This is a genomic window from Nocardia fusca NBRC 14340 (assembly GCF_001618425.1).
Classification (GTDB): domain Bacteria; phylum Actinomycetota; class Actinomycetes; order Mycobacteriales; family Mycobacteriaceae; genus Nocardia; species Nocardia fusca.
The window spans coordinates 21882-45311 of sequence record NZ_BDCU01000002.1 but is presented as its reverse complement, the minus strand read 5'-3'; the positions used below and the strand labels follow the sequence as shown (position 1 = coordinate 45311).

General features: G+C 68.6%; 23 protein-coding genes. 12 read left to right on the top strand and 11 right to left on the bottom strand.

Going from position 1 to position 23430, the window contains the following annotated elements; all coding sequences use genetic code 11:
• Positions 1 to 5: 5 nt before the first annotated feature.
• Positions 6 to 632, bottom strand: coding sequence for a TetR/AcrR family transcriptional regulator (locus NF4_RS00390; RefSeq protein ID WP_063814465.1), 627 nt, complete (start codon positions 630 to 632; stop codon positions 6 to 8).
• 137 nt (positions 633 to 769) lie between these two features.
• Positions 770 to 1009, bottom strand: coding sequence for a DUF2530 domain-containing protein (locus NF4_RS00385; protein ID WP_063125305.1), 240 nt, complete (start codon positions 1007 to 1009; stop codon positions 770 to 772).
• Positions 1010 to 1057: 48 nt separating this feature from the next.
• Between NF4_RS00385 and NF4_RS00380 the strand changes: the two genes are divergently transcribed.
• Positions 1058 to 1507 carry a MarR family winged helix-turn-helix transcriptional regulator gene (locus NF4_RS00380; protein ID WP_084532746.1) on the top strand — a complete coding sequence of 150 codons (450 nt, stop codon included), beginning with the start codon at positions 1058 to 1060 and terminating at the stop codon, positions 1505 to 1507.
• An 80-nt stretch (positions 1508 to 1587) separates the two neighbouring features.
• Here NF4_RS00380 and NF4_RS00375 read toward each other — a convergent pair whose 3' ends face one another.
• The gene (locus tag NF4_RS00375) at positions 1588 to 1989 is read right to left on the bottom strand and encodes a YccF domain-containing protein (protein ID WP_030522800.1); all 402 of its coding nucleotides are present in this window, start codon (positions 1987 to 1989) and stop codon (positions 1588 to 1590) included.
• A gap of 77 nt (positions 1990 to 2066) precedes the next feature.
• On the opposite strand from NF4_RS00375, the gene NF4_RS00370 reads away from it, so the two are divergent.
• Complete coding sequence (locus NF4_RS00370) at positions 2067 to 2870, top strand: TrmH family RNA methyltransferase (protein WP_063125303.1); 804 nt, start codon at positions 2067 to 2069, stop codon at positions 2868 to 2870.
• Positions 2867 to 3175, top strand: a complete 309-nt coding sequence (locus NF4_RS00365) for a DUF2537 domain-containing protein (RefSeq protein ID WP_232330247.1) — start codon at positions 2867 to 2869, stop codon at positions 3173 to 3175. The genes NF4_RS00370 and NF4_RS00365 overlap by 4 nt, the downstream gene beginning before the upstream one ends.
• A gap of 11 nt (positions 3176 to 3186) precedes the next feature.
• Here the strand turns inward: NF4_RS00365 and NF4_RS00360 are convergent, their stop codons facing one another.
• From NF4_RS00360 to serC, 3 genes are all read right to left on the bottom strand, one after another.
• Positions 3187 to 3969 carry a DUF6928 family protein gene (locus tag NF4_RS00360; protein WP_063125301.1) on the bottom strand — a complete coding sequence of 261 codons (783 nt, stop codon included), beginning with the start codon at positions 3967 to 3969 and terminating at the stop codon, positions 3187 to 3189.
• A gap of 172 nt (positions 3970 to 4141) precedes the next feature.
• Complete coding sequence (gene sepH, locus NF4_RS39725; protein WP_269749559.1) at positions 4142 to 5557, bottom strand: septation protein SepH; 1416 nt, start codon at positions 5555 to 5557, stop codon at positions 4142 to 4144.
• A gap of 223 nt (positions 5558 to 5780) precedes the next feature.
• Positions 5781 to 6905 carry a phosphoserine transaminase gene (serC, locus tag NF4_RS00350; protein WP_063125300.1) on the bottom strand — a complete coding sequence of 375 codons (1125 nt, stop codon included), beginning with the start codon at positions 6903 to 6905 and terminating at the stop codon, positions 5781 to 5783.
• Positions 6906 to 6968: 63 nt separating this feature from the next.
• Between serC and NF4_RS00345 the strand changes: the two genes are divergently transcribed.
• A complete protein-coding gene (locus tag NF4_RS00345; RefSeq protein ID WP_232330246.1) occupies positions 6969 to 7682 on the top strand; it encodes a hypothetical protein in 714 nt (237 codons plus the stop codon).
• 22 nt (positions 7683 to 7704) lie between these two features.
• On the opposite strand, the gene NF4_RS00340 is transcribed toward NF4_RS00345, so the two are convergent.
• On the bottom strand, positions 7705 to 8850 hold the full coding sequence (locus tag NF4_RS00340; RefSeq protein WP_063125298.1) for a citrate synthase 2: 1146 nt from the start codon (positions 8848 to 8850) through the stop codon (positions 7705 to 7707).
• A gap of 60 nt (positions 8851 to 8910) precedes the next feature.
• Between NF4_RS00340 and pdxH the strand changes: the two genes are divergently transcribed.
• The 3 genes from pdxH (at position 8911) to NF4_RS00325 (ending at position 11690) form a co-directional block, all read left to right on the top strand.
• The gene (gene pdxH, locus NF4_RS00335; protein ID WP_063125297.1) at positions 8911 to 9630 is read left to right on the top strand and encodes a pyridoxamine 5'-phosphate oxidase; all 720 of its coding nucleotides are present in this window, start codon (positions 8911 to 8913) and stop codon (positions 9628 to 9630) included.
• A gap of 373 nt (positions 9631 to 10003) precedes the next feature.
• The gene (locus NF4_RS00330) at positions 10004 to 11302 is read left to right on the top strand and encodes a citrate synthase (RefSeq protein ID WP_084532745.1); all 1299 of its coding nucleotides are present in this window, start codon (positions 10004 to 10006) and stop codon (positions 11300 to 11302) included.
• A gap of 28 nt (positions 11303 to 11330) precedes the next feature.
• Complete coding sequence (locus tag NF4_RS00325) at positions 11331 to 11690, top strand: FKBP-type peptidyl-prolyl cis-trans isomerase (RefSeq protein WP_030522790.1); 360 nt, start codon at positions 11331 to 11333, stop codon at positions 11688 to 11690.
• 96 nt (positions 11691 to 11786) lie between these two features.
• On the opposite strand, the gene NF4_RS00320 is transcribed toward NF4_RS00325, so the two are convergent.
• From NF4_RS00320 to NF4_RS00305, 4 genes are all read right to left on the bottom strand, one after another.
• Entirely contained in the window at positions 11787 to 13157 is a 1371-nt protein-coding gene (locus tag NF4_RS00320) for a sensor histidine kinase (protein ID WP_439956710.1), read from the bottom strand.
• The gene (locus NF4_RS00315; RefSeq protein WP_063125296.1) at positions 13154 to 13873 is read right to left on the bottom strand and encodes a response regulator transcription factor; all 720 of its coding nucleotides are present in this window, start codon (positions 13871 to 13873) and stop codon (positions 13154 to 13156) included. Before NF4_RS00315 ends, NF4_RS00320 begins: the two co-directional genes overlap by 4 nt.
• 57 nt (positions 13874 to 13930) lie before the next feature.
• Entirely contained in the window at positions 13931 to 14329 is a 399-nt protein-coding gene (locus NF4_RS00310) for a hemophore-related protein (protein WP_063125295.1), read from the bottom strand.
• 94 nt (positions 14330 to 14423) lie between these two features.
• Positions 14424 to 16370 (bottom strand): AMP-binding protein, encoded by a 1947-nt coding sequence (locus NF4_RS00305; RefSeq protein ID WP_063125294.1) that lies wholly within the window; start codon positions 16368 to 16370, stop codon positions 14424 to 14426.
• A gap of 389 nt (positions 16371 to 16759) precedes the next feature.
• Between NF4_RS00305 and NF4_RS00300 the strand changes: the two genes are divergently transcribed.
• From NF4_RS00300 to NF4_RS00280, 5 genes are all read left to right on the top strand, one after another.
• Positions 16760 to 20362 (top strand): sensor histidine kinase, encoded by a 3603-nt coding sequence (locus NF4_RS00300; protein WP_232330245.1) that lies wholly within the window; start codon positions 16760 to 16762, stop codon positions 20360 to 20362.
• Complete coding sequence (locus NF4_RS00295) at positions 20359 to 20772, top strand: roadblock/LC7 domain-containing protein (RefSeq protein ID WP_030522784.1); 414 nt, start codon at positions 20359 to 20361, stop codon at positions 20770 to 20772. The genes NF4_RS00300 and NF4_RS00295 overlap by 4 nt, the downstream gene beginning before the upstream one ends.
• Positions 20773 to 20779: 7 nt before the next feature.
• Entirely contained in the window at positions 20780 to 21154 is a 375-nt protein-coding gene (locus tag NF4_RS00290; protein WP_030522783.1) for a DUF742 domain-containing protein, read from the top strand.
• A complete protein-coding gene (locus tag NF4_RS00285; RefSeq protein WP_174372388.1) occupies positions 21135 to 21737 on the top strand; it encodes a GTP-binding protein in 603 nt (200 codons plus the stop codon). Before NF4_RS00290 ends, NF4_RS00285 begins: the two co-directional genes overlap by 20 nt.
• Before the next feature lie 72 nt (positions 21738 to 21809).
• Positions 21810 to 23360, top strand: coding sequence for a carboxyl transferase domain-containing protein (locus NF4_RS00280; RefSeq protein WP_063125293.1), 1551 nt, complete (start codon positions 21810 to 21812; stop codon positions 23358 to 23360).
• Positions 23361 to 23430: the final 70 nt, after the last annotated feature.

Here is a 23430-nt window from a genome sequence, read left to right as displayed (position 1 = left end):
GTGGGCTATTCCGCGTGCCCGGCCAGTGCCGCGGCGAGCAGATCGAGTTGGGTGCGTACGCTTTCGCTGTCGTTGTCGACCAGCCAGCGCAGGACGAGGCCGTCGATCACGCTGAGCGTGAACCGCGAGAGCTGGGCCACCGGAACCGTCCAGGCACTTCCCGTGGCGTCGCGGGCGTGATCGAGGATATCGGCGACGGTGGAATCGTTGAAGGCGTACTGTTCCCGGGCGATCGCCAGTTTCGCGGGGGTCTGCTCGCCCTCGCGCAGCGCGTAGGTGGTGGTCTCGTAGGTGAGCAGCTGACGTTCGGGTGTGGCTTCGATATTGAGCCACATGAGTTCCAGGCCCGCGCGCAGCAGATCGCGTAGCGCCGTATTACCGCTGCCCGCTTCCTGCCAGACCGATTCGCCTGCGTCCACCGAATCGCGCAGCTCCATCGACAACGCCTTGACCAGCTCGGTCATCAGCGCATCCTTGTTCTCGAAACAGTAGTGCACCACGCCTAGCGAGACACCCGCCGCCTGAGCGACATCGCGGGTGGTCACCCCCGCGACCCCCTTTTTCTCGGCAAGGCCGATCGCGGCCTCGATAAGGTGGGCCCGTCGTTCTTCGACGCTCAATCGGGAGGACACCTGAGCGAGTTTGACCCGAGAGGCCCGAACAGTCAATTCCCCGGCGGGCAGCATTCGACCACCGGGGGCCCACTGGACTCCCGGCTGCTGTCTCCGACGGTGTCGCCGGCCGGTGCCGGAAAGTCCGGCTTCGGCGGTCACAACCCGGTCTGTGCGCCCTTGTGACCGCGCCGGGCACCGCGGCGTTGTACCGCGAAGATGAGGTACCCGAGCAGTCCGACCGCCAAACCCATCAGGCATACCGGGCGAGCCGATTCCCACCGCGGCCCGCCGAGCCAGACCACCGCGGTCGCGACGGCGAACAGCGCGCACCCGAGGGCGAGGACCGGCCGGGGGTCGGTCAGCCACGTGGGGAACTGCGGGAGCTGCGGGTCCATTCGATCAGCGTAACCGCTGTACGCACGCCGATCCGACGTGTGTCACGTATGGTTCACTTTGTGACTACCCACTCGGATGTGCGGGCGCTGGCCAGCGACCTCTCGCTGGCGGTGGTGCGCTTGACGCGGCATCTACGGGGGCGGCGGACGGAATCGCAGATATCGCTGACCCAGCTCTCGGTCCTGGCCACCCTCGGCAACGAGGGCGCGATGACGCCCGGTGCGCTGGCGGCCAAGGAACGCGTCCAGCCTCCCTCGATGACCCGGGTGATCGCCTCGCTCACCGATCTCGGTCTGGTGGAGCGTAATCCGCATCCGACCGACGGCCGGCAGATCATCGTATCGCTCTCCACGACCGGGCACGCGCTGCTCGCCGATGAACGCAGTGCCCGTGAAGCCTGGATGAGCGCCCAGCTCGCGGGTCTGGAACCCGATCAGCTCGCGGATCTGCAACGAGCGGTCGCGATCATGAATCAGATCGTCGCCGATTCGGAGTGAACCGGACCGGTAGCGGCGTGCTGCCAGGCTGCTGATTCCTTTCGGGCCGGAGATCATCCGCGGCACCGTGCGCCGCAACCTCAGCGCGCCGCGAACGGCCGGTCGCTGTCGACGATTTCGCGGCCCAGCGGGAACAGGGCGAGCGGGATCAGTTTGAGATTCGCCCAGGCGAACGGGATTCCGATGATCGTGCAGGCCAAGGCGATGCTGGTACCCAGATGGCCCAGGGCCAGCCACCAGCCGGCGACCACGAACCAGATGATGTTGCCCAGCAGCGCGCCCGCGCCGGCCCCCGGTTTCTCGACCGTGGTGCGGCCGAACGGCCACAGCATGTAGACGCCGTTGCGCAGCGCGGCGACCCCGAACGGAATCGTGATGATGAGGACGAAGCAGATCAGGGCGGCCAAGAAATAGCCCAGCGCCATCCAGAACCCCGCGAGGACGAGCCACAAGATATTGAGCAGGAGCTGGATCGGCTTCATATTTCGAGCATGCCCTAAAGCGGCGCCGCGCGCACCCGCCACTGACCGCCGGTGGCGGAGGTTGGCAGGATGGGCGCGTGGCCGTGGTTCTCGAAGTGGACAGTGTGGACGATCCGCGGGTCGACGATTTCCGCGACCTGAAGGCCGCCGACCGCCGACCCGATCGGCCCGGCGGGAAAGGCCTGGTCATCGCGGAGGGAACCGTGGTGGTGCGGCGAATGCTGGATTCGCCTTTCCGGCCGCACGCGCTGCTCGGCGTGGATAAGCGGTGGCAGGAACTCGCGCCCGAACTCGCGGCGGTGGATGTGCCGTTCTATCGGGCCTCGGCGGAAGTGATGGCCGAGGTGGTCGGGTTCCATCTCAACCGGGGTGTGCTGGCGGTGGCGCACCGGCCGCCCGAACGCGATTTCGACGAGATCATCGCCGCTGCCACCACCGTGGCGGTGCTCGAAGGCGTGAACGACCACGAGAACCTGGGGTCGATGTTCCGCAATGCGGCCGGTCTGGGAGTGGACGCGATCCTGTTCGGCGATCGCTGCGCGGATCCGCTGTACCGTCGGTCCGTGCGGGTTTCGATGGGACATGCGCTGCGGGTGCCGTTCGCCCGGGTACCGGAGTGGCCGGACGGGCTCGACCGGCTGCGGCGCCAGGGGTTCCGGGTGGCGGCCCTGACTCCGGACCCGGCGGCCCCGACGCTGGCCGCCGCGCTCACCGGCGACCGGGTGGCGCTGCTGCTCGGTGCCGAGGGCCCCGGCTTGACCGAGGAAGCCATGGCGGCAGCGGATGTGCGGGCGCGGATACCGATGTCGGCGGGAACCGATTCGCTGAATGTGGCGACCGCGGCGGCGATGGCGTTCTACGAGCGGGTGCGGGCGTCGTGACCCCGGCGCTCGGGGGCCCCGGTCATGGCCGGCGGCCCGGCCCGCCCGTGGAACCCACCCCGTGGGCGGCGGGTATCACGGTCGCTGTCCTGGTGGCGGCGCTGACCGCCGTCGGCGTATTCGCCTTCGGGGCGGCACTCGCGCAGGTGCACCCCGTGCTGTCGCTGGCGGTGAATCTGGTCGCGGTCGGCGGGGTGGCGCCCACCGTGTGGCGCTGGCGGGCGCGTCCGGTGACCCGGTGGGTGCTGGCCGGCGCGAGTACGGGGGTGGCGCTGGCCTGGATCGGCCTGCTGTTCTCTGTGTGACCGGGACCGATCTACTGATCGGCGCCCACGGCGGCTTCGTGTCCGCGCAGCCAGGAAAGCAGGCCTTTTCGTTCGTGCACGACCCGATTGTTCGGCTGCGGGGGTTCCGGATCGTCCGGGCGATCTCCGCGGGGACGTAATCGGAAACCACAGACCCGGATGTCCTTGGGATCCACCGGGCGGGCAGCACCGGCGCCGGCCGCGATCCCACGATTCGCGGTGGCCGCGGGGAAGTACCGGAAACCCAGCCATTCGTGGTTGGCGGTATCGGCGAAACCGGGTGGATCGAACGGCAGGACCAGCGGATCGGGTAGTTCGCCGAGCCGCCACGCGATGGGATGTTCGCCCGCCCAGTGCGGCCGCTCCCAGATATGTGGCAGACCGTGGTCCTGCATGATGTTGAGCCGGGTGGAACTGAACGCCCGGCGCAGTTCACCGCGCTCCCAGTGCGCGAACGCGCCCCAGCCGTATTCGAGATCGAACGACACCAGATAGGTGTGCTCTTCGGCGAGCGGCCGCACCAGCAACTCGGGGATGGCGGTCGGCTGCACCCGGGCGGCGTAGGAACTGCACAGCAGAGTGAGTCCGGGATAGCTGCCGATATAGACCTCGTCGGCGTCCGGGCCGTCGACGTCGCCGAGGGTGACCGATTCGGTGGGATCTACGTCCAGGTCGGGATGCAGTTGCCGGGCCAGCGCGTAGGCCGCGTCCGGATCGGGGGCCGGATCGGCGCGTAGCACCGCCGGCGGGTCGGGGGTATCGACGTACCACACGGATGAAACCTTGGACAGCATCGGTCCACCTCCGATAGCGCACGAAACCAGGTCGCGAACTCCTCGGCGCAACTGCTGTCGTCGTCCGGGCTGGCCCCGGAATCATCGGACCGCGTCGCCGTATACACCGAACTTACTCGCGCAAACGGATGATCCGGGCGGTTGCGCGGGGTAACACGCCGGTCCGCAGCGGTCAGTGACCAGAACTGCGGACGCCGAGCAGTACGTCCTCCCAGGACGGCATGGGTGCCTTGCTGCGCTTGGTCCGGGACGCCGGCTTCGTGGCTTTGGCGGGAGGTTTCCTGGCCGCCGGCTTGGTCTCGGTCGGTTCGGGATCCGGTGTTTCGGCGGCGGACTCCTCGGCGGGAGCCTCCGGTGTATCGACTTCCGCGGGCGCCGGAGCGGCGGTGGTCTCGGCGACGGCCGGTGCGGCGGTTTCTTCCGTAGCCGTCGCGGGTTCCGGGGTGGGGGCCGGTTCGGCGGCCTCCGGCGCGGGCTGCGACGCCTCCACCGGGGCGGGCGCGGCAGGCGCGGCCGCCAAGGGAGCCGGTTCGGGCGCGACGGCAGCCGGTGCCGGTTCGGGCGCCGGTGGAACGAGTTCGGGGGCGGCGGTTTCGACCGGGGTGGGCGGCAATTCGGCCGCCGGGGTGGGCGCCGCAGGCGGGGCGGCTGCCGGGGCCGGCGCGGGCCGCGGCGTCGCGGGGCGAGCCGGTTCGGCGGGGACCGGATGGGTTTCGGCCGGGGGCCGGTAGGTATCCGCAGGGGGGCGGTAGGTTTCGGCGGGGGCGCTCGCCGCCGGGGCGCCCCCGGGCAGCGCCGTGCCACCCGGCCGGGTGCCGCCGGGGGCGAGCGGGGTCGCGGTGGCGGGCAGCGGTGTCGTACCGCCGGCGGCCACAGCACGCTGCTCGTAGTAATCGTCGACGGCGGCGGCCCGGGCGGGTTCCCGCCGTGGCTCGGCCACCGGTTCGGCCGCGGCCGCCGGCTCGGATTCGACCGGCAGGATCGAGGCGAGACCACGCAGCGCCCGACCGAAATCCGGATCGATCAGATCGGTGGCCGGATCGTCGAGCGGAGAAACGCTGCCGCCGTGCGCGTCCGGCTGATAGCGCCAGTGCGCGGCGATCTCCGAACGACCGTTCTGCCACTGCAACTGGGCGACCCAGAAGCCTTTCTCGTCCTTCCAGGCATCCCATTCGGCGTTGTCGAGGGTATGCCCGCGCGCGGTGAAAGCGGCGGTCACCACATCGATCAGGATCTCCACGGCCGGGCCGTCGGGACGGATCGGATGCGCCTTCTGCGCGAGCTCGGCCGCGCGGGCCCGCTCCAGCAGCACCGGATAGGCGAACCGCTCCACGCGGCTCACCGGCATACCGGATTCCTGCGTCACCTGCTCAACCGACGCGCCGGCACGGATTCGAGCCTGGATATCGCGAGGACGCATAGTTGCTTCCATTTCGATCTCGATCTGGCCGAATCGGGCAAGGTCGCCGCGGGCGGCGGCACGAAGTTTGTCGTCGGCGGGAAGCCGGAATTTCTGACCACTTTCGGTGTCGACGCACACGATATGGGCGGAGTCGGGCGTTACCCCGATCACTCGAAGTTCACGCACCGTAACCTCCTTATCGCGTCGCTCGCGATACCGCCCACGTTCTGGAACAGTAGTGCACTTCTGGGATTCGTGTGGCAAGACACGCGGCACCGAAATGTACCCTGTGGCCGTCATCTACCGCTAATCTGCTCTATTCCCTTGTGTATCAAGTCGATTCCGTAAGACGTCGGCGGGCCCGCCGCGCGACACGCGCGACGGGCCCGAACCCGCAGGTGATCTCGCCTCAACCGAGGTTTTCCACGACCCAGTCGACGCAACGGGTCAGCTGCCCGACGTCCTCGGGGTCGATCGCCGGGAACATCCCGACACGCAATTGGTTGCGGCCCAATTTGCGGTACGGCTCGGTGTCGACGATGCCGTTGGCCCGCAGCGTCTTGGCCACTGCGGCGGCGTCCACCGAATCCGCGAAATCGATGGTGCCCACCACCTGGGACCGGTGCGCCGGATCGGTGACGAACGGGGTGGCGAATTCACTGGCCTCGGCCCATGCGTACAGCCGCGACGAGGAATCCAGGGTGCGCTTCACCGCCCAGTCCAGACCGCCGTTGCGGTTGAGCCAATCGATCTGGTCGGCGAACAGCAGCAGGGTCGCCAGCGCCGGGGTGTTGTAGGTCTGGTCCTTGAGACTGTTCTCGATGGCGATGGGCAGCGAGAGGAAGTCCGGAGTCCAGCGACCGGATTCCTTGATCTCCGCCACCCGCGCCAGCGCGGCGGGGCTCATGAGCGCGATCCACAGTCCGCCGTCGGCGGCGAAACATTTCTGCGGGGCGAAGTAGTAGACGTCGGCGTCCGCGATGTTCACCGGCAGCCCGCCCGCGCCGGAGGTGGCGTCGATGGCGATGAGCGCGTTCTCCGAACCGGCCGGCCGCTGCACGGGCACGGAGACACCGGTGGAGGTCTCGTTGTGCGCCCAGCCGATCAGATCGGCGGCGGGGTCGGCGACCGGGTCCGGCGCGCTACCCGGATCGGCGGAGACGACGATCGGGTCGCCGAGGAACGGGTTCTTCTTGGTGACACTGGCGAATTTGGCGCTGAACTCACCGTAGGTGAGGTGCAGGGAACGCTCGCGGACCAGGCCGAACGCGGCAGCGTCCCAGAACGCGGTGGTGCCGCCGTTGCCGAGGACGACCTCGTAGCCCTCCGGAAGGGAGAACAGGTCCCGTAACCCGGAGCGGACCCGGGCCACCACATCTTTGACCGGTTTCTGCCGGTGGCTGGTGCCGAATACCGAGGCACCCACCTCCACCAGGGACTGCAGCTGCTCCGGGCGAACCTTGGACGGACCGCAGCCGAAACGACCGTCGGCGGGCTTGAGGTCTTCGGGGATGGTCGGGAACGCACTGGTCATGGCGAACAGCGTAGCCGCGCCGTTGCTGTGCCGCGTACCACACTCCGGCTAACGTGAACGGGTATGAGCATGCGGTCGTCGAGGGGCGCTGCCGGGGGTGGATCCGGTGACAGCCGGGCGCGGGGCCGGAGCGAACTCCCGGGGTCGCCCGGGCCGCTCACCTGGTTGCGCGACCTGCTCCCGCGCCGCTTCCGGCGTCGCGGCGAAGCCCCCACCGGACCGGATCGCCGGGATCTGCTGGCCACCGGAACGGCGGGTTCGGCGACCGTGCTGGCGACCCGCACCCGCCGGACCGAACCCGGCTACACCTTCCGGGTCCGTGTCCGGCTGCCCGGGTTGCCGCCCTACGAGGCCCAGGTGCGCCAGCGCGTCTCCGGCGCCGAACTGGACCGCATGCGGCCGGGCGACCTGGTGTGCTGCCGGGTCGACCCCGAAGACCGCGACCGCATGGTGCTGTATCTCCCCGGTGATACCGACCCCGGCCGGGCCGGCCTGACCAAGATCCTCGCCGAGGGGCGCCGGGCCGAGGCCACGGTCCTGGCGGTCACCGCGGTGGATGCCGACTATTGCGGCTGCGACGACCCGGTCCTGCGCCTGGACCTGGAGCTACGCGCCTGGGACGAACCGGGCCCCTGGCGGGTCAGGGTGGTCCAGTCGGTCCCCTTGGCGGCCATCGGCCTCCTGGACCTCGGCGCCAAACTGGAAGCAGCCTTCTTCGCCGTGGACACCGGGGAATCGGTGGCCATCGACTGGGAAGCCGAACCCGAACGAGCGTGATGGCCCCGTCCCGCTACGCGGCCTATACCGTGTGCACCTCGCCCCACCCCGCGACGTCCTGCGGTTTCCGCGGACCCGGGCCGGTGTAGATCGCCGCCGGCCGGACCAGCTTGCCCAGTTTCTTCTGCTCCATGATGTGCGCGCACCAGCCGGCGGTCCGGCCGCAGGTGAACATGGCCGGCATCATATGCGCCGGTACCTCGGCGAAGTCGAGGATGACCGCGGCCCAGAATTCGACATTCGTTTCGATGGCGCGGTCGGGCCGGCGTTCGCGGAGTTCGGCCAGGGCCGCCTGTTCGAGGGCGGCGGCCACTTCGTAACGCGGCGCGGCCAGGCGGGCGGCGGTATCGCGCAGGACCCGGGCGCGCGGGTCCTGGGCCCGGTAGACCCGGTGGCCGAAGCCCATCAGCTTTTCCTTGCGGTCCAGGATCCCTTTGACCAGCGCGCGGGCATCCCCCGTGCGTTCCACCTCTTCGATCATGGGCAGGACCCGGGCGGGGGCGCCGCCGTGCAGCGGCCCGGACATGGCGCCGATGGCTCCGGAGAGCGAGGCGGCCACATCGGCGCCGGTGGAGGCGATGACCCGGGCGGTGAAGGTGGAGGCGTTCATACCGTGTTCGGCCGCCGAGACCCAGTAGGCGTCGATGGCTTCGGTATGGCGCGGGTCGGGGTCGCCCTTCCAGCGGGTCATGAAGCGGTCGGTGACCGTGGTGCATTCGTCGATGCGGCGCTGCGGTACGGCGGGCTGGTAGATACCGCGGGCCGATTGCGCCACATAGGACAGTGCCATCACCGAAGCGCGGGCCAGGTTTTCCCGGGCGGTGGCGTTGTCGATATCCAGCAGCGGCCGATAGCCCCAGATGGGGGCGAGCATCGCCAGGCCGGCCTGGACGTCGACGCGCACGTCGCCGGTGTGTACCGGCAGCGGGAACGGTTCGGCCGGTGGGAGGCCGTGCCCGAATTCGCCGTCGACCAGGAGGGCCCAGACATCACCGAAGGTGACCCGGTTGCCGACCAGGTCCTCGATGTCCACGCCGCGGTAGCGCAGCGCGCCCCCGTCCTTGTCCGGTTCGGCGATCTCGGTGGTGAACGCGACCACCCCCTCCAGGCCGCTGACGAAATCGTCCGGCACCCCGCCGGACCCCGATACCGCGGAATTGGTGGTCATACGCGACTCTCCTCTCAACAGAACTCTAGCGCCGAGCTACTCGGGAGTAACGTCTGGCCCATGGCCGATGTGGAGGAGACGGGTGCCGATCTCGGCGCGATGCGTGCCGAATACGGTGTCACGCATCCGGGTTCGCGGAACTCGGGACCGTTGCTGGGTGTGCACGACACGGAACTGGACGAACTGTCGGTGGCCGGGGGCTGGGAGCCGCTGCTGCGGCTGTGGATAGAACAGGCGACCGTCGCCGGGATCGCCGAACCCAATGCCATGGTGCTCGCGACCCTCGCCGGGTCCGGGGCGGGCGCCCGGCCGGTGACACGCACGGTGCTCTGCAAGGGCCTTTCACCGGAGGGCGTCATCTTCTATACGAACTACGACTCGGCCAAGGGCGCCCAGCTCGCCGCGGCGCCGTACGCCTCGGCGACCTTCCTCTGGCCGCAACTGGCCCGCCAGGCCCATGTCCGTGGCCGGGTGGACCGGGTGCCCGCCGAGGTGACCGAGCGGTACTGGCGGTCGCGGCCGCGGGAATCCCAGCTCGGCGCGTGGGCCTCGCGGCAGTCCGAACCGATCGGCTCCCGCGCCGAACTCGACGAACAGCTGGCGCGGACCATCCAGCGTTTCGCCGCGGTGGACGAGGTGCCCGTCCCGCCGCACTGGGGCGGTTATCTGCTGCATCCCGACGAGGTGGAGTTCTGGCAAGGTCAGCGCGGGCGGCTGCACAACCGGATCGTGGTCCGTATCGACGACGCCGGCATGTCGGTGCGGCGTCTCCAGCCGTGACGAAGCGACCGGCCTGGTCACCCGCGCGTGTCCAGGCCCGTTACATATATGCCGGTGATGTTTCGCACGGTTTCGCCGACAGGCTTGTGGGTACGTTCTGTGGGCGGCGGCGAGCGGTGCTTTCCCTGGATGTGGCACGAGCGTTGTCCACAACCGGCCGGGACCGATTCTCGTGGGTATTTTCCCCGGTCACAGCCATACCGGCCGGTAGGCGAACCGCTTAATCTCACACCCGCTCGAGCCGATTGTGAGATCGGTGCGCGGGTACCCTCCCCGCCGGTCCCACCGGACCAAGGACTAGCGTCTACCGATAACGCACCGTGTGTCGTCCGCACGCGATGCCGACGGTCTTAAGCCTGAGAGGGAACCTTCCGTGCCCGAGAATCACATCAATGACGCCAAACCGGTTCTCACCTACCCCGGTGGCGAATACCCAATGACGATCGCGCAGGCCGCCGAAGGAAACGACGGTATCGATCTCGGCAAGCTGCTGGCGAGCACGGGATATACGACCTACGACCCGGGATTCGTCAACACCGCGTCGACCAAATCGGCCATCACCTACATCGATGGCGAACAGGGCATTCTGCGTTACCGCGGTTACCCGATCGAGCAGCTCGCGGACAACTCGACTTTCATCGAGGTCAGCTATCTGCTCATCTACGGCGAACTACCCACCCAGGATCAGCTCGAGGATTTCACCGATAAGATCCGCCGGCACACCCTGCTGCACGAAGACCTGAAGCGCTTCTTCGACGGCTTCCCCCGTAACGCGCACCCGATGCCCGTCCTTTCCTCGGCGGTCAACGCGCTCTCGGCCTACTACCAGGACTCGCTGGACCCCCGCGATCCCGAACAGGTCGAACTGTCCACCATCCGGCTGCTGGCCAAACTGCCCACCATCGCCGCGTACTCGTACAAGAAGTCGGTGGGCCAGCCGTTCCTCTACCCCGACAACTCGCTGTCGCTGGTGGAGAACTTCCTGCGGATGACCTTCGGTTTCCCGGCCGAGCCCTACCAGGTGGACCCGGAGATCGCCGCCGCCCTGGACATGCTGCTCATCCTGCACGCCGACCACGAGCAGAACTGCTCCACCTCCACGGTCCGGCTGGTCGGCTCCTCCGACGCCAACCTGTTCACCTCCGTTTCCGGTGGTATCAACGCGCTGTGGGGTCCGCTGCACGGCGGCGCCAACCAGGCGGTGCTGGAAATGCTGGACGGAATCCTCGTCGCCGGCGGTGACGTCAAGGAATTCATCCGCAAGGTGAAGAACAAGGAAGACGGTGTGAAGCTCATGGGCTTCGGGCACCGGGTCTACCGCAACTACGACCCGCGCGCCGCGATCGCCAAGAAGCACGCCGACACCATCCTGAGCAAGCTCGGCAGCGATCCGCTGTTCGATATCGCCCAGTCCCTCGAAGAGGCCGCGCTCACCGACGATTACTTCGTCGAGCGCAAGCTCTACCCGAACGTCGATTTCTACACCGGCGTCATCTACAAGGCCATGGGCTTCCCGACCCGCATGTTCACCGTGCTGTTCGCCATGGGCCGGCTTCCGGGCTGGATCGCGCACTGGCGGGAAATGCACAGCGAAGCCATCAAGATCGGCCGTCCGCGGCAGATCTACACCGGCTATGGTGCACGGGACTATTCCGAAATCACCAACCGCTGAATCTATTGAATCGAAGGGGATTCAAGGCATGAGCAAACCGGAGATCGAATTTCAGGCGGGCCCCCCGCCCACCGAACTGGTCATCAAGGACATCACTGTCGGCGAAGGCCCGGAAGCCGTCCCCGGCGGCACCGTCGAAGTGCACTACGTCGGCGTGGAATTCGATACCGGCGAGGAATTCGATTCGTCGTGGAACCGCGGCGAATCGATCACCTTCCCGCTGCGTGGTCTGATCCAGGGCTGGCAGGACGGAATTCCGGGCATGAAGGTCGGCGGTCGCCGCCAGCTCACCATCCCGCCGGAACTGGCCTACGGCCGGGCAGGTGGGGGTCACCACCTGTCCGGTAAGACCCTGGTGTTCGTGATCGACCTGCTGGACGCCAAGTAGGTAGGTCCGCGTGCGGGGCGAACGCCCCCTCGGCAACACATCTCGGCCCCGGAGCTGCGGCTCCGGGGCCGAGTCACATTTCCGGCCGGAGTCCGTTCACGCCGACCCCGTGACCACACGGTTCGGCAGGACCAGTACCAGCCGGACCCCGCCGAGGGTGCCGTCGTCGAAATAGGCTCGCCCACCGTGTAGCTGGGCCTGCTGGGCGACCAGGGCCAGACCCAGGCCGGATCCGCCCTTGCTGGCATGGCTGCCGCGGGCGAAGCGGGCGAAAACGGCTTCGCGTTCCTCCGGCGCCAGCCCGCGCCCGTTGTCGTCGATCGAGATGACGATGGTGTCGTCGGCGGCGCGGTGAGCCGACAGCAGCGCCTCGGTGGCGCCGCCGTGTCTGACGGAGTTCTTGACGGCGTTGTCCACCGCCAGCCGCAGGCCCGCGGGCAGACCACGGGTGACGAGTTCGGCGTCGGTGTCTATCCGGACGGTCACCCCGGGGTAGTGGCGCATGGCATCGTGGGCCGCCTGATCCAGCAGCTCCGCGACATCGGTATCGATATGGTCGCGTTCGGAGGTCAGATCGCCGGAGGCGAGTCGTTCCAGCGCGGCCAGCGTGGTCTCCACCCGCCCCTGGCTGCGCTGCAGGTCGGCGAGGATCTCGGCGCGCTGGGATTCGTCCAGATCGAGAGTCGCCAGCACCTCCAGGTCGGTGCGCATCGCGGTCAGCGGGGTACGTAGTTCGTGCGCCGATACCGCGGCGAAATCCCGGGCGGTCTCCAGCGCGGCAGCCGTTTCGGTCTGTGCCTGGTCCACCCGGCGCAGCATGGTGTTCACCGCGTCGGCCAGCTGTTCGGCCTCCAGCACCCCGGAACTGTCGACGGGTTCGGGCGTGGCGTCGCCGTAGCCGGTGCGTGCCCCGACCTGCCGGGTGAGCACCACGATCGGCCGGACCGCGCGCCCGCCGAACAACCAGCCGAGACCGGCCGCGGCCGCGATCGCCAGCAGACCTCCGAAGAGCACCCAGCGTTGCTGTTCGGCGGTCATCTCGGCCGCCTCCGCCGCGGGGATACCCAGCGAAACCGAGCGGCCGGCGGGCTGATTCTCCGTGGTGGTCAGCACCCGGTAAGGGGTGTCGTCCACGGGGACTGTCTTCGTCCCCGGCTCCAGATCCGGCAGCTCCACGGAACTGGAGGCGAGGACCCGGTTCTCGTCCCGGACGGTCAGCGCCATATCGCGGTCGGGACCGAGCAGGTTCACCACCCCGACGGCCACCACCGGCTCGATCAGCACCAGCCGTGAAGCGATCCGCAGCTGCTGATCGGTCTGCTGCAGGTTGTTGTGCTCGATGGCGGGGACGGCGATCGCGCTCACCACCGCCACGATGAGCACCGCCCCGGCCGCCGCCGCCCCCGCGACCCGGGTGCGCAGCGAATACGAGCGACGGTGTCTTCGCCGGGAAGCGTTGCCGATCACTTCGTCTCTCGCAGCACGAACCCGACGCCGCGAATGGTGTGCAGCAGCCGGGCGGTGCCGTCGGCCTCCAGTTTGCGGCGGAGATAGCCGACGAATACGTCCACCACATTCGTATCGGCCGCGAAATCGTAGCCCCAGACCAGTTCCAGCAACCGTTCCCTGCTCAGCACCACACCGGCGTTACGCGCCAGGGTCGACAGCAGTTCGAATTCACGTTTGGTCAGCTCGATCTCCTGGCCGTTCAGCATCGCCCGATAACCTGCCGTATCCACCTGGAGCGGGCCGACCGAGACGATATCCGGAGCCCCGGGAGCGGTGGCGGTATCGGTGCGCCGCCGCAGCAGTGCCTTGATCCGCGCCACCAGCTCCGCCAGGACGAACGGTTTGACCAGATAGTCGTCGGCGCCCGACTCCAGGCCCGCGATCCGGTCACCGACGGAACTGCGCGCACTCAGCACACAGATCGGGACCTCGTTCCCCATCGCCCGCAGGGCCGTCACCACCCCCGCCCCGTCCAACACGGGCATGTTCATATCGAGGACGACAGCGTCCGGCGCCTCCTCGGACACCGCACGCAGCGCCGCCGCCCCATCCCGGGCGACACTCACCCGGAACCCGGACAATCGCAGACCTCGCTCCACCGACGCGAGAACATCCTCGTCGTCGTCGACAACGAGCACCGCCGGATTGCTGATCCGCTCCGTCACATCGTCCATTGTGCTGGATCGGTCCGTTGCCGGCGGTATCGCGACACCGCCGGCAACGAACCGAAATCAGTAGTTGTGGCAGGTGTCGGCGACGCCCTGGAGGGTTGTCCGGAGTTGGGCGGTCCGGGGGTCGTTCTCGGCCTGCTGGGCCGCTTCGGGGTTCTCGTCGATGTACTGCTGCAGTTCCGCGCGGCGCTGTTCGACCGGCTGATCGAACTTGCTCTGCAGTTGCGCCTTCAGGCCGGGATTGTTGTCCAGCATCGACGCCAGTTCCGGAGCCTGGTCGTGGAGGGCGGCATCGATCTGGGCGAAGGAGCAGTCGCTGGTGATCAGCGGTTCGGCGAAATCCGTCGGTGCCGCGGAGGCGACCGCGGGGCTCAGGAACGCGGTAACCGCGGCGGCGGCGCCCAGGGTGAGGGTGAGCGGGCGGAGTGTGCCGCGAAGCCGGGTCGTCGTGTGTGCCATGGGAGTTACTGCCTCCTACTGTGTCGTGTCGAGCCGGGGCTCGTGGACTGCCTCAGACCGTATTGTGCCGTCATGGCCGGCCTCTGAGGTTTTCTTAAGAGGAGTTTGAGTTTTGGGCGGGTCGCACGATCCGGGCGAGTTCGTCCAGGACGCCGGGATCTTCGATGGTGGAGGGTATTTCGTAGTTCTCGCCCGCCGTCATCTGGCGGATAGTTTTGCGCAGTATCTTGCCGGAGCGGGTTTTCGGCAGGGCGGGCACCACGACGGCGTCGTACAGTCCGGCGACCGGTCCTATCTGTTTGCGGACGCGTTCGCTCAATTCGTCGCGCAATGTTTCGGGGTCGACGACGGCGTCGGCTTTGAGGACCACATAAGCGATGGGCCGTTGCCCTTTGAGTTCGTCGGGTAGCCCGATCACCGCACATTCGGCGACGGCGTCGTGGCCGGCGACCGCCGCTTCGATACTGCCCGCGGAAAGGCGGTGTCCGGCCATATTGATCACGTCGTCGCTGCGGCCGAGGACGAACAGGTAGCCGTCTTCGTCGAAATATCCGGAATCGCCGGTGAGGAAATGCCCGGGATATGCCGAAAGGTATGACCGCTGGTAGCGCTCGTCGTCGTGCCACAGGCCGGTGAGCGCGCCCGGGGGCAGCGGCAGGCCGATGACGATATTGCCTTCGGCGCCCGCGGCCACGGGGTTGCCGGAGGAGTCCAGCACCCGCAGCCGATAGCCGGGCACCGGTACCGAGGCCGAGCCAGGTTTGATCGGCAGCTGCTGCAGCCCGAGGGGGTTGGCGCAGATGGGCCAGCCGGTTTCGGTCTGCCACCAGTGGTCGACGACCGGGCAGTCCGCGCGGTCGGCGAGCAGCGTGTCCGCGGCCCACCGGTAGGTAGCGGGATCGAGCCGTTCACCTGCGCAGAAGAGAGAACGGAGCGAACTGAGGTCGTAGTCGCGGGCGCATGCGGCGGCGGGGTCGGCGCGGCGGATGGCCCGCAGGGCGGTCGGCGCGGTGAACAGCGTGTGCACCCGGTGTTCGGCCACCACCCGCCAGAAGGCGCCGGCATCCGGTGTGCCCACCGGTTTGCCCTCGTAGAGCAGCGTCGTGGCACCGGCCAGCAGCGGTGCATAGACGATGTAGGAGTGGCCGACCACCCAACCCACATCGGAGGCGGCCCACATGACCTGCCCCGGGCCGACGTTGTAGATATTGCGCATCGACCAGGTCAGAGCGACGGCGTGGCCACCGTTGTCACGGACCACGCCCTTCGGCCTACCGGTGGTCCCGGAGGTGTACAGCACATACAGCGGGTCGGTCGCGGCGACGGAAACCGGCGCCGCGGGTTCGGCGTCGCGGACCACGGCGTCCCAGTCCAGCCACCGCACGGCCGCGTCGACGGCCGGATTCCCGTCGTGGTTGTGCGGTGGGAAGTCCGCACGCTGTTTCACCAGCACGGTCCGCGGCGCGGTGGTCCCGGCCAATGCGAGGGCCTCGTCGACAATGGGCGGGTAGGCGATGGTCCGGTTCGGTTCCAGCCCCCCTGACGCTGTCACGATCAGGACGGGCTCGGCGTCGTCGAGCCGGGCGGCGAGTTCGGGGGCGGCGAAGCCACCGAACACCACCGAATGCACGGCTCCGATCCGGGCGCAGGCAAGCATCGCGACCACGGCCTCGGGAATCATCGGCAGATAGATCACGACCCGGTCACCGGCGGTCACCCCGAGATCACGCATGGCACCGGCGAATTTCGCGACCTCGTCGCGCAGTTCGGCATAGCTGTAGACGCGGGTACTGCCGGTCATCGCCGAGTCGTAGATCAGTGCCGCCTGATCGGCCCGGCCGGCGTCGATATGCCGGTCCAGTGCGTTGTAGCAGGTATTGAGCCGAGCGCCGGGAAACCACCGCGAAGTCCGGCGGTCGGTGTCGAGTGCCTGCTCAGGGGGTACGTCCCAATCGACGGCCGAGGCGGCGCGGGTCCAGAACTCGGCGGGATCGACCAGGCTGGTCTGATAGACCGGTCGATACTCGTTCCTCGCGTTCACCCGTGCTCCCTAGCCTCGCCGCAATCCTCGTCTCGATAGATCAGCACGATTGTGGCAGACTTCACGCGACCCCCCGTCGGGTGTCGCGACCATGGCTTATGCCTGTAACCGGCTGGTCAATGTGCGTGAACCCGGGCTGAGTACACCAAGAAGTTATTGATCCGTTAGAATCTGATGACACTAATTCGGTCCGTCGTAGACGCAATTTCTCGGCCAGCCGCGACCCACGGGCTGCTCCACCCGTCGAGCCACTATGCGAGTGTGGAGTTCCGCTGATGGAGCATGGCTGGGGCCAGGTTGGAAAGTGAGTGGGAATGCGTGACGCCGCTAGGTCCGGCACGAAGCGCTGGGCGCTGAGTAACTGGGACCTTCGCTGGAAGGTTACGGCCGTGCTGGCTGTGCCGTTGGCGGTCGCGGTCGGGCTCGGCGTGTCCAGGATTTCGGCGGAATGGAGCAACGCGAACCGACTGGGTTCGGCCTCCGAGAACGTCAGTATCGTTCCTTCCGTCCTCGATCTCAGTACGGCCACGTCCGCGACGGCAGGCTCTCAGGTGATCGCTATCGCGCCGGGCCGGTCGATGGTCACCGAAGACAACTTGACCTCTCTCGACCAGGCGATCGCGGCGGCCGAATCCGCGCTCGGCGAACTCGACGATCTACCGGTCGCGCGCCAGGCGCTCACGGAAATGATCGATCAGGCCAAGGGAGTCCGCGCCGGCGGTACGGCGCCGTCGAACCTGCCGCCGGAGGCGGCCGTGCAGGTTCTCGACAAGGCCCGTAACGCGGGTGTCCGCGCCGTGGAGGCCATTCTCGGCGAGATCGGTGACGCATCGATCGATCCGGCGAAACTCCGGTTGGTCGACGCGCTGAACCTGCGATCCACCATGGTCGGTGAGATCACGGCCGCGGCGGAACTGCTGCGCAACCAGGAATCCGGTGAGCAGGCCTACCGCACCGCGACCAATACCGAACGCGCCCTGCTGAACATTCTGAGCCAGCGCTACAACGCCGAGGATCCCGATATCGCGATCCTGCGCCAGGGCATCGACACCCGCGCCGGAATGCTGGAGACCCCAGAGGCCCAGGCCGGTCGGCTACCGCTGGGTGAGGCCCGTCAGTCGCTGCTGGACAGCACCACGACCACCGACAAACTGATCGCCGAGGCCACCTCCTCGATCGACGACGGTGTGCGGAAGATGGCCGACAAGGCCCTGTCCGACGCGGTCGTGTACTCCATCGTGGTGCTGCTGACGATCCTGGCGGCCCTGTTGCTCGCGGTGTTCGTGGCCCGGTCGATGATCGTGCCGCTGCACCGGCTGCGTCTGGCCGCCCTGCGGGTCGCCGAAAGCGATCTGCCCGACGAGGTCGCCCAGCTCCGTACCGGTGCCTCGCCGGAGGAAGTGCCCCTCGAACCGATGCCCATCCGGTCCGAGGAGGAGATCGGTCAGCTCGCGCGCGCGATCGACGATATCCACGGTCAGGCGCTGCGCCTGGCCAGTGATCAGGCCCAGATGCGTTCCCAGGTCAACGATATGTTCGAAACCCTGGCCCGTCGCAGTAAATCGCTCGTCGACCATCAGCTCAGCCTCATCGAGGCGATGGAGTACGACGAGAAGGACCCGCGCCTGCTGGAGAACCTCTTCCGGCTCGACCATCTCGCCGCGCGTATGCGCCGTAACGGTGACAACCTGCTGATTCTCGCCGGTACCAAACAGCGCCGCGCCAAATCAGCGCCCGTCGAGATCGCCGACGTACTGCGCGCCGCGATCTCCGAGGTCGAGGACTACGAGCGGGTCAAGCTCGGCGCCACCCCGCGCGGTGCCCTGATCGAGCCGGCGGCCTCCGATATGGCGCATCTGTTCGCCGAACTCCTGGACAACGCCCTGCGCGCGTCGCCGCCGGAGACGGATGTGAAGTTCACCTTCGCGCAGGCGCACGATCAGGGCCTGCTGATCGAGGTCGCCGACCGCGGTATCGGTATGCCGCCGAGCGAGATGGCCGAGATCAACCGCCGACTGGAGAGCACGGCCGAACCCGGTCCGGACACCGCCCGTCACATGGGTCTGTTCGTCGTGGGGCGGCTCGCGGAACGGCACGGTCTCAATGTGCGGCTGCGGCCGACCTTCGACACCGCGCGCGATCCGGGCGTCACCGTCACCGTGCATGTCCCGATGAGCCTGATCGTCGCGGGGGAGACCCAGATCCTGCCGCTGGCGACCGGCTCCGGGCCGCAGGCCGTCGTCGCGAACGACGCCGCGAAGAAGAAGCCGGAACAGTCACCCGACGAAGCCGCCGCCGCCGCGCTGCGCAATGCGCCGGGCGGACCGTCGATGCAGACCCGCGGAATCAGCCGTACGGCCGCCGGGAACATGATGGTGACCGTCGACCCCGGCATGAGCGGGCCGCTGCCGGCCGTCGAACGGCCCAAGCCGCCGGAGCGTCCGGCCGCTCCCGCGCCACTGGGCGCGGGCGGGCTGCCGCAGCGGCAGCCGGGTAGCGCGATGGTCGGCGGTACGCGCGAGGGCGAGCAGGGCACCACCAGTCTCCGGGAGGCCAGCGCGGGCAGCACCGCCCAGCGCGGCAAACTCGCCGCGGCCAGCCTGCCGAAACGTAATCTGGGACCGAGCGGTGGCGGCGCCACCCCGACCCTGCCGCCGCGTACCCCGGGCGAATCGAGCGCGGGCGGTCCGCCGCCGCGGGAGATCAAGACCGGCCCCGGCGGGCTGCCGCAGCGGCAGCCCGGCACCGCCGGCGCACCGCAGCCGGGTCCGGGTGGGTTGCCGCAGCGCCAGCCCGGCGCGAACGGTGCGCCCGGTAGCCATCGGGACGCCGCACCGGCCCGCCCGGCCGAAGAACGTCCCACCGAGAGCGCCTCGGAGACCGGCCTGCCGCCGCGTCCCGCCGGTTCGCTGCCCACGCGTCAGCCCGGCCAGCACCGGCCGAACGGTCTGCCGCAACGGGATCCGGGCACCAACGGTGCGCCTGCCCGCGACAACGGCTCCGCGCTGCCGCAGCGCGGTCCGGCCGCGGCCGGACCGGCCCGGCGGGAACCGGAACCACGCCCCGCGACCGATCCGGCGTCCGGTGGCCTGCCCACCCGGCGCGAGCCCGGCGGCCCCATCGGGCTGCCGCAGCGGGAAACCTCCGGTGAGCTTCCGGGCCAGCGTCGTCCGGCGGCCGACGCCGGGCTGCCGGCCCGGGAGACCTCCGGCGAACTGCCCACCCAGCGACCGGCCCCCGGCGGTCTGCCGCCGCGGCGTGAGCCCGCGGGCAACGGATTGCCGCAGCGGCCCGCCTCCGGTGGCGGTCTGCCGCAGCGCGGGGCTCCGGCGGGCAACGGCCTGCCGGGCCGGGACAACCTGCCGCCCCGCGACAATTCGAACGGTCTGCCGCAGCGGGACACTGGGGCACCGGGCCGGCCGCCGCAGCCCACCGCACCGGGCGGCCTGCCGCGCCGGGAACCGGGTGGGTACACCGCCGAGCGGTTCGACAACCCGCCGGGTGTCGCGCTGCCGCGGGCGGCCGAGCCCGCCGAGGGTCCGGCGGCCGCGCGGGAACCCGGACGGCACAGCTACAAGTCCAATCCCGCGAAAACGGCGTCCTTCTTCCAGACCAGGCTGCAGCCGGCCGAGGAGACGGACAGCGTGCTGGGCGGGACGCCCATCTTCGCGGAGATGATGTCGGCATGGCTGTCGGATTCGGACTCCGATCGATCCCAGGCCGTCGCGTCCTTCGACTCCCCGGGTGACGAGGGCTGGACGGCGGCCCGGCGGGCCAGCGAAGCCGAGCCCGAGACCCGCACCGCGGCCGGTCTGCCGCAGCGTAATCCGGGTGTCCGGTTGGTACCCGGCGCTGTCAGCGGCGCCCAGGAACGGACGCCGAGTCGCAATCCCGAAACGATCCGGTCTAGTTTGAGTCGGCACCAGCAAGGTGTTCGGGATGGCCGTGCAATGAGAGCAATGAACCTAACCGGAGACAAAGGAGACCGATGAACCCCGAACTAGGTGGTACGAACCGTCAGTTGGATTGGCTGGTTTCGAACTTCGCAGGCGAGGTTCCTGGCGTAGCCCATGCCGTTCTGGTCTCGGCCGACGGCCTGCTGATGGCGGCGAGTGCCCAACTACCGGTCGACCGGGCCGAGCAGCTTTCGGCGGTCACGGCCGGACTGGCGAGTCTCTCGGTGGGTGTGTCCAATCTGTTCGAAGGCGGCACGGTTCTGCAGTCCGTCGTCGAAATGGAGCACGGCTACCTGCTGCTGATGGCGGTGGGCGACGGGTCCTATCTCGCGGTCCTGACCAATACGTCCTGTGATATCGGACAGGTCGGCTACGAGATGGCTTTGTTGGTCGAACGCGTAGGCCAGACAGTTCAGGCCACTCCACGCGTCACGATGGGTTCCTGATGGTGGGATGGACATAGAGGATCACCGCGTGGGAGGCTCCGAGCCCAGTCTCGTGCGCCCGTACTCGCTGACCGCCGGTCGTACCCGACCGAAGGTCGAGTTGGCGCTCGAGGCTCTCGTCGCGTCCCATCCCATTTCGCTCGAACGCCAGTACGAACTGAGCAATATCGAAAACTCGATAGTCGAGTTGTGCAGGGAGTCGCCGTCGGTCGCCGAACTAGCGGCTCGACTGGGTATACCGATCGGGGTGGCGCGTGTACTTGTAGCGGACCTGATCGAAGCCGGGCATGTCCGCGTTTCGGCGACATTGAAAGACGATTCCAGCGACGATGAACGTCGCGAGCTGATCGAAAGGGTTCTCAGTGGACTCCGGCGTATATGATTCGACGGCACAGGTCGATACCCGCCAGACCAAGCCGACTTCGGCGAAGATCGTGGTCGCAGGTGGGTTCGGCGTGGGCAAAACGACGCTGGTGGGGGCAGTTTCGGAAATCGTCCCGTTGAGAACCGAGGCTCTGGTGACCAATGCCAGCGCCGGGATCGACAGTCTCGCGGGTATCGAGAGCAAATCCACCACCACGGTGGCCATGGACTTCGGCCGGATCAGCCTGGCCGAGGATTTGGTGCTGTACCTGTTCGGCACTCCCGGCCAGTACCGTTTCTGGTTCATGTGGGACGACCTCATCCGTGGTGCGATCGGCGCGGTCGTGCTGATCGACACCCGGCGGCTGGAGGACAGTTTCGCGGCGGTCGACTACTTCGAGGCGCGCAATCTGCCGTTCCTCGTGGCGCTCAACCAGTTCGACGACGCCCCGCAGTACCCGATCGAGGACATCCGGCAGGCGCTGGCCGTGCCGGCCGATGTGCCGATCATGCCGATCGACGCGCGCCGCCGGGAACCGGCCAAGGAGGCGCTGGTGCGGCTGACCGAGTACGCGCTGCAGAAGGTCACCCGGGGCTACTGATCCGGCTGCCGTCATACTGGTCGCCGTGCCGGTGTGGACAGTTGCGGTGTGGGGCGCCAACGGGCGGCTCGGATGACGTCGTCGCGAATCGGCTCCCGGCAACTACTGGAGGCGCTGCTGGATCCGGGCTCCTTCGTGAGCTGGGATTCCGCGCCGTTGGATGTGGCGCGGACCGGTGAGTACCGGTCCGCGCTCGCTCGGGCGAGCGCGGCGGCGGGAACCGATGAGTCGGTGCTCACCGGGGAGGGACTGTTACGCGGCCGCCGCATCGCGGTCATCGCGTGCGAGTTCGGGTTCCTGGCCGGTTCGGTGGGGGTCGCCGCCGCCGAGCGGATCGTCACCGCGGTCGAACGTGCCACCGAACTGGGGCTGCCGCTGGTCGCCTCGCCGACCTCCGGCGGTACCAGGATGCAGGAGGGCACCCTCGCCTTCGTGCAGATGGTGAAGATCGCCGGGGCGGTGGCGGCACACAAATCGGCCGGCCATCCGTACATCGTGTACCTGCGCAACCCCACCATGGGTGGCGTGTTCGCCTCGTGGGGGTCGCTGGGGCACATCACCTTTGCCGAGCCGGGCGCGCTCATCGGGTTCCTCGGGCCCCGGGTGTACGAGGCGCTCTACGGTCATCCATTTCCCGACGGTGTGCAGACGGCGGAGAACCTCTACCGCAACGGCGTGATCGACGGGGTCGTCGAGGTACCGGTGTTCCGGCGTATCGCCCATCGCGCGCTGAGCGTTTTCAGCGGGCAGGTGCGTTTACCCGGCGATACGGAACCCGCTGCTGCTCAGCAGATCCCGGGCCCCGAATCCCCTGCCGGAGCATGGGATTCGGTACTCGCCTCCCGTCGGGTGGACCGGCCGGGGCTGCGAGACCTGCTCCGCCGGACCACCCAGCGGGTTCCGCTCAGCGGCACCGGCCAAGGGGAAACCGATCGCACCGTGGTGCTGGCCCTCGCGCGGTTCCACGGCAGGCCGTGTGTCGTCTTCGGGCACGACCGCGCCCATCAGGACCCCGAGCACACCATGGGCCCGGCGGCGCTGCGCGAAGCGCGCCGCAGCATGCAACTGGCGGCCGAACTCCGGCTGCCGCTGGTGCTGGTCATCGATACGATCGGCGCCGCGCTCTCCCGAGAGGCCGAGGAGCGGGGGCTGGCGCCCGAGATCGCCCGGTGCCTGGCCGATCTGGTGACCTTGGATACGCCGACGGTTTCGATGCTGCTCGGCCAGGGGACCGGCGGCGGTGCGCTCGCGCTGCTGCCCGCGGACCGAGTGCTGGCGGCCACCCACGGCTGGCTCGCGCCGTTGCCGCCGGAGGGGGCCAGCGCCATCGTCCATCGCGATACCGCGCACGCACCGGAACTTGCCGCGGCACAAGGTATCGGGTCGGCCGAGTTGCTGGCCGACGGGATCGTGGACCGTATCGTGCCGGAGTTCCCCGACGCCGCCGACGAGCCGGTCGAATTCGCTCGTCGCACCGTCGCGGCGATCGCCGCCGAACTCGCCCGGCTGAGCGCGCAGTCGCCCGCCGAACTGCGGGCGAGTCGGCAGCGCCGTTACCGCCGGTTGGGAGTACCGGACCGGAACAACGGACCTGGCCGACCGCCGGAATCGAGCACCGGGTGAGTCCCGGGTCTCGTGCCGGATGAGAGTTGCGCCAGAGGTCTCGGGTCCGGACGTGCGGGCCGTCGGGGCC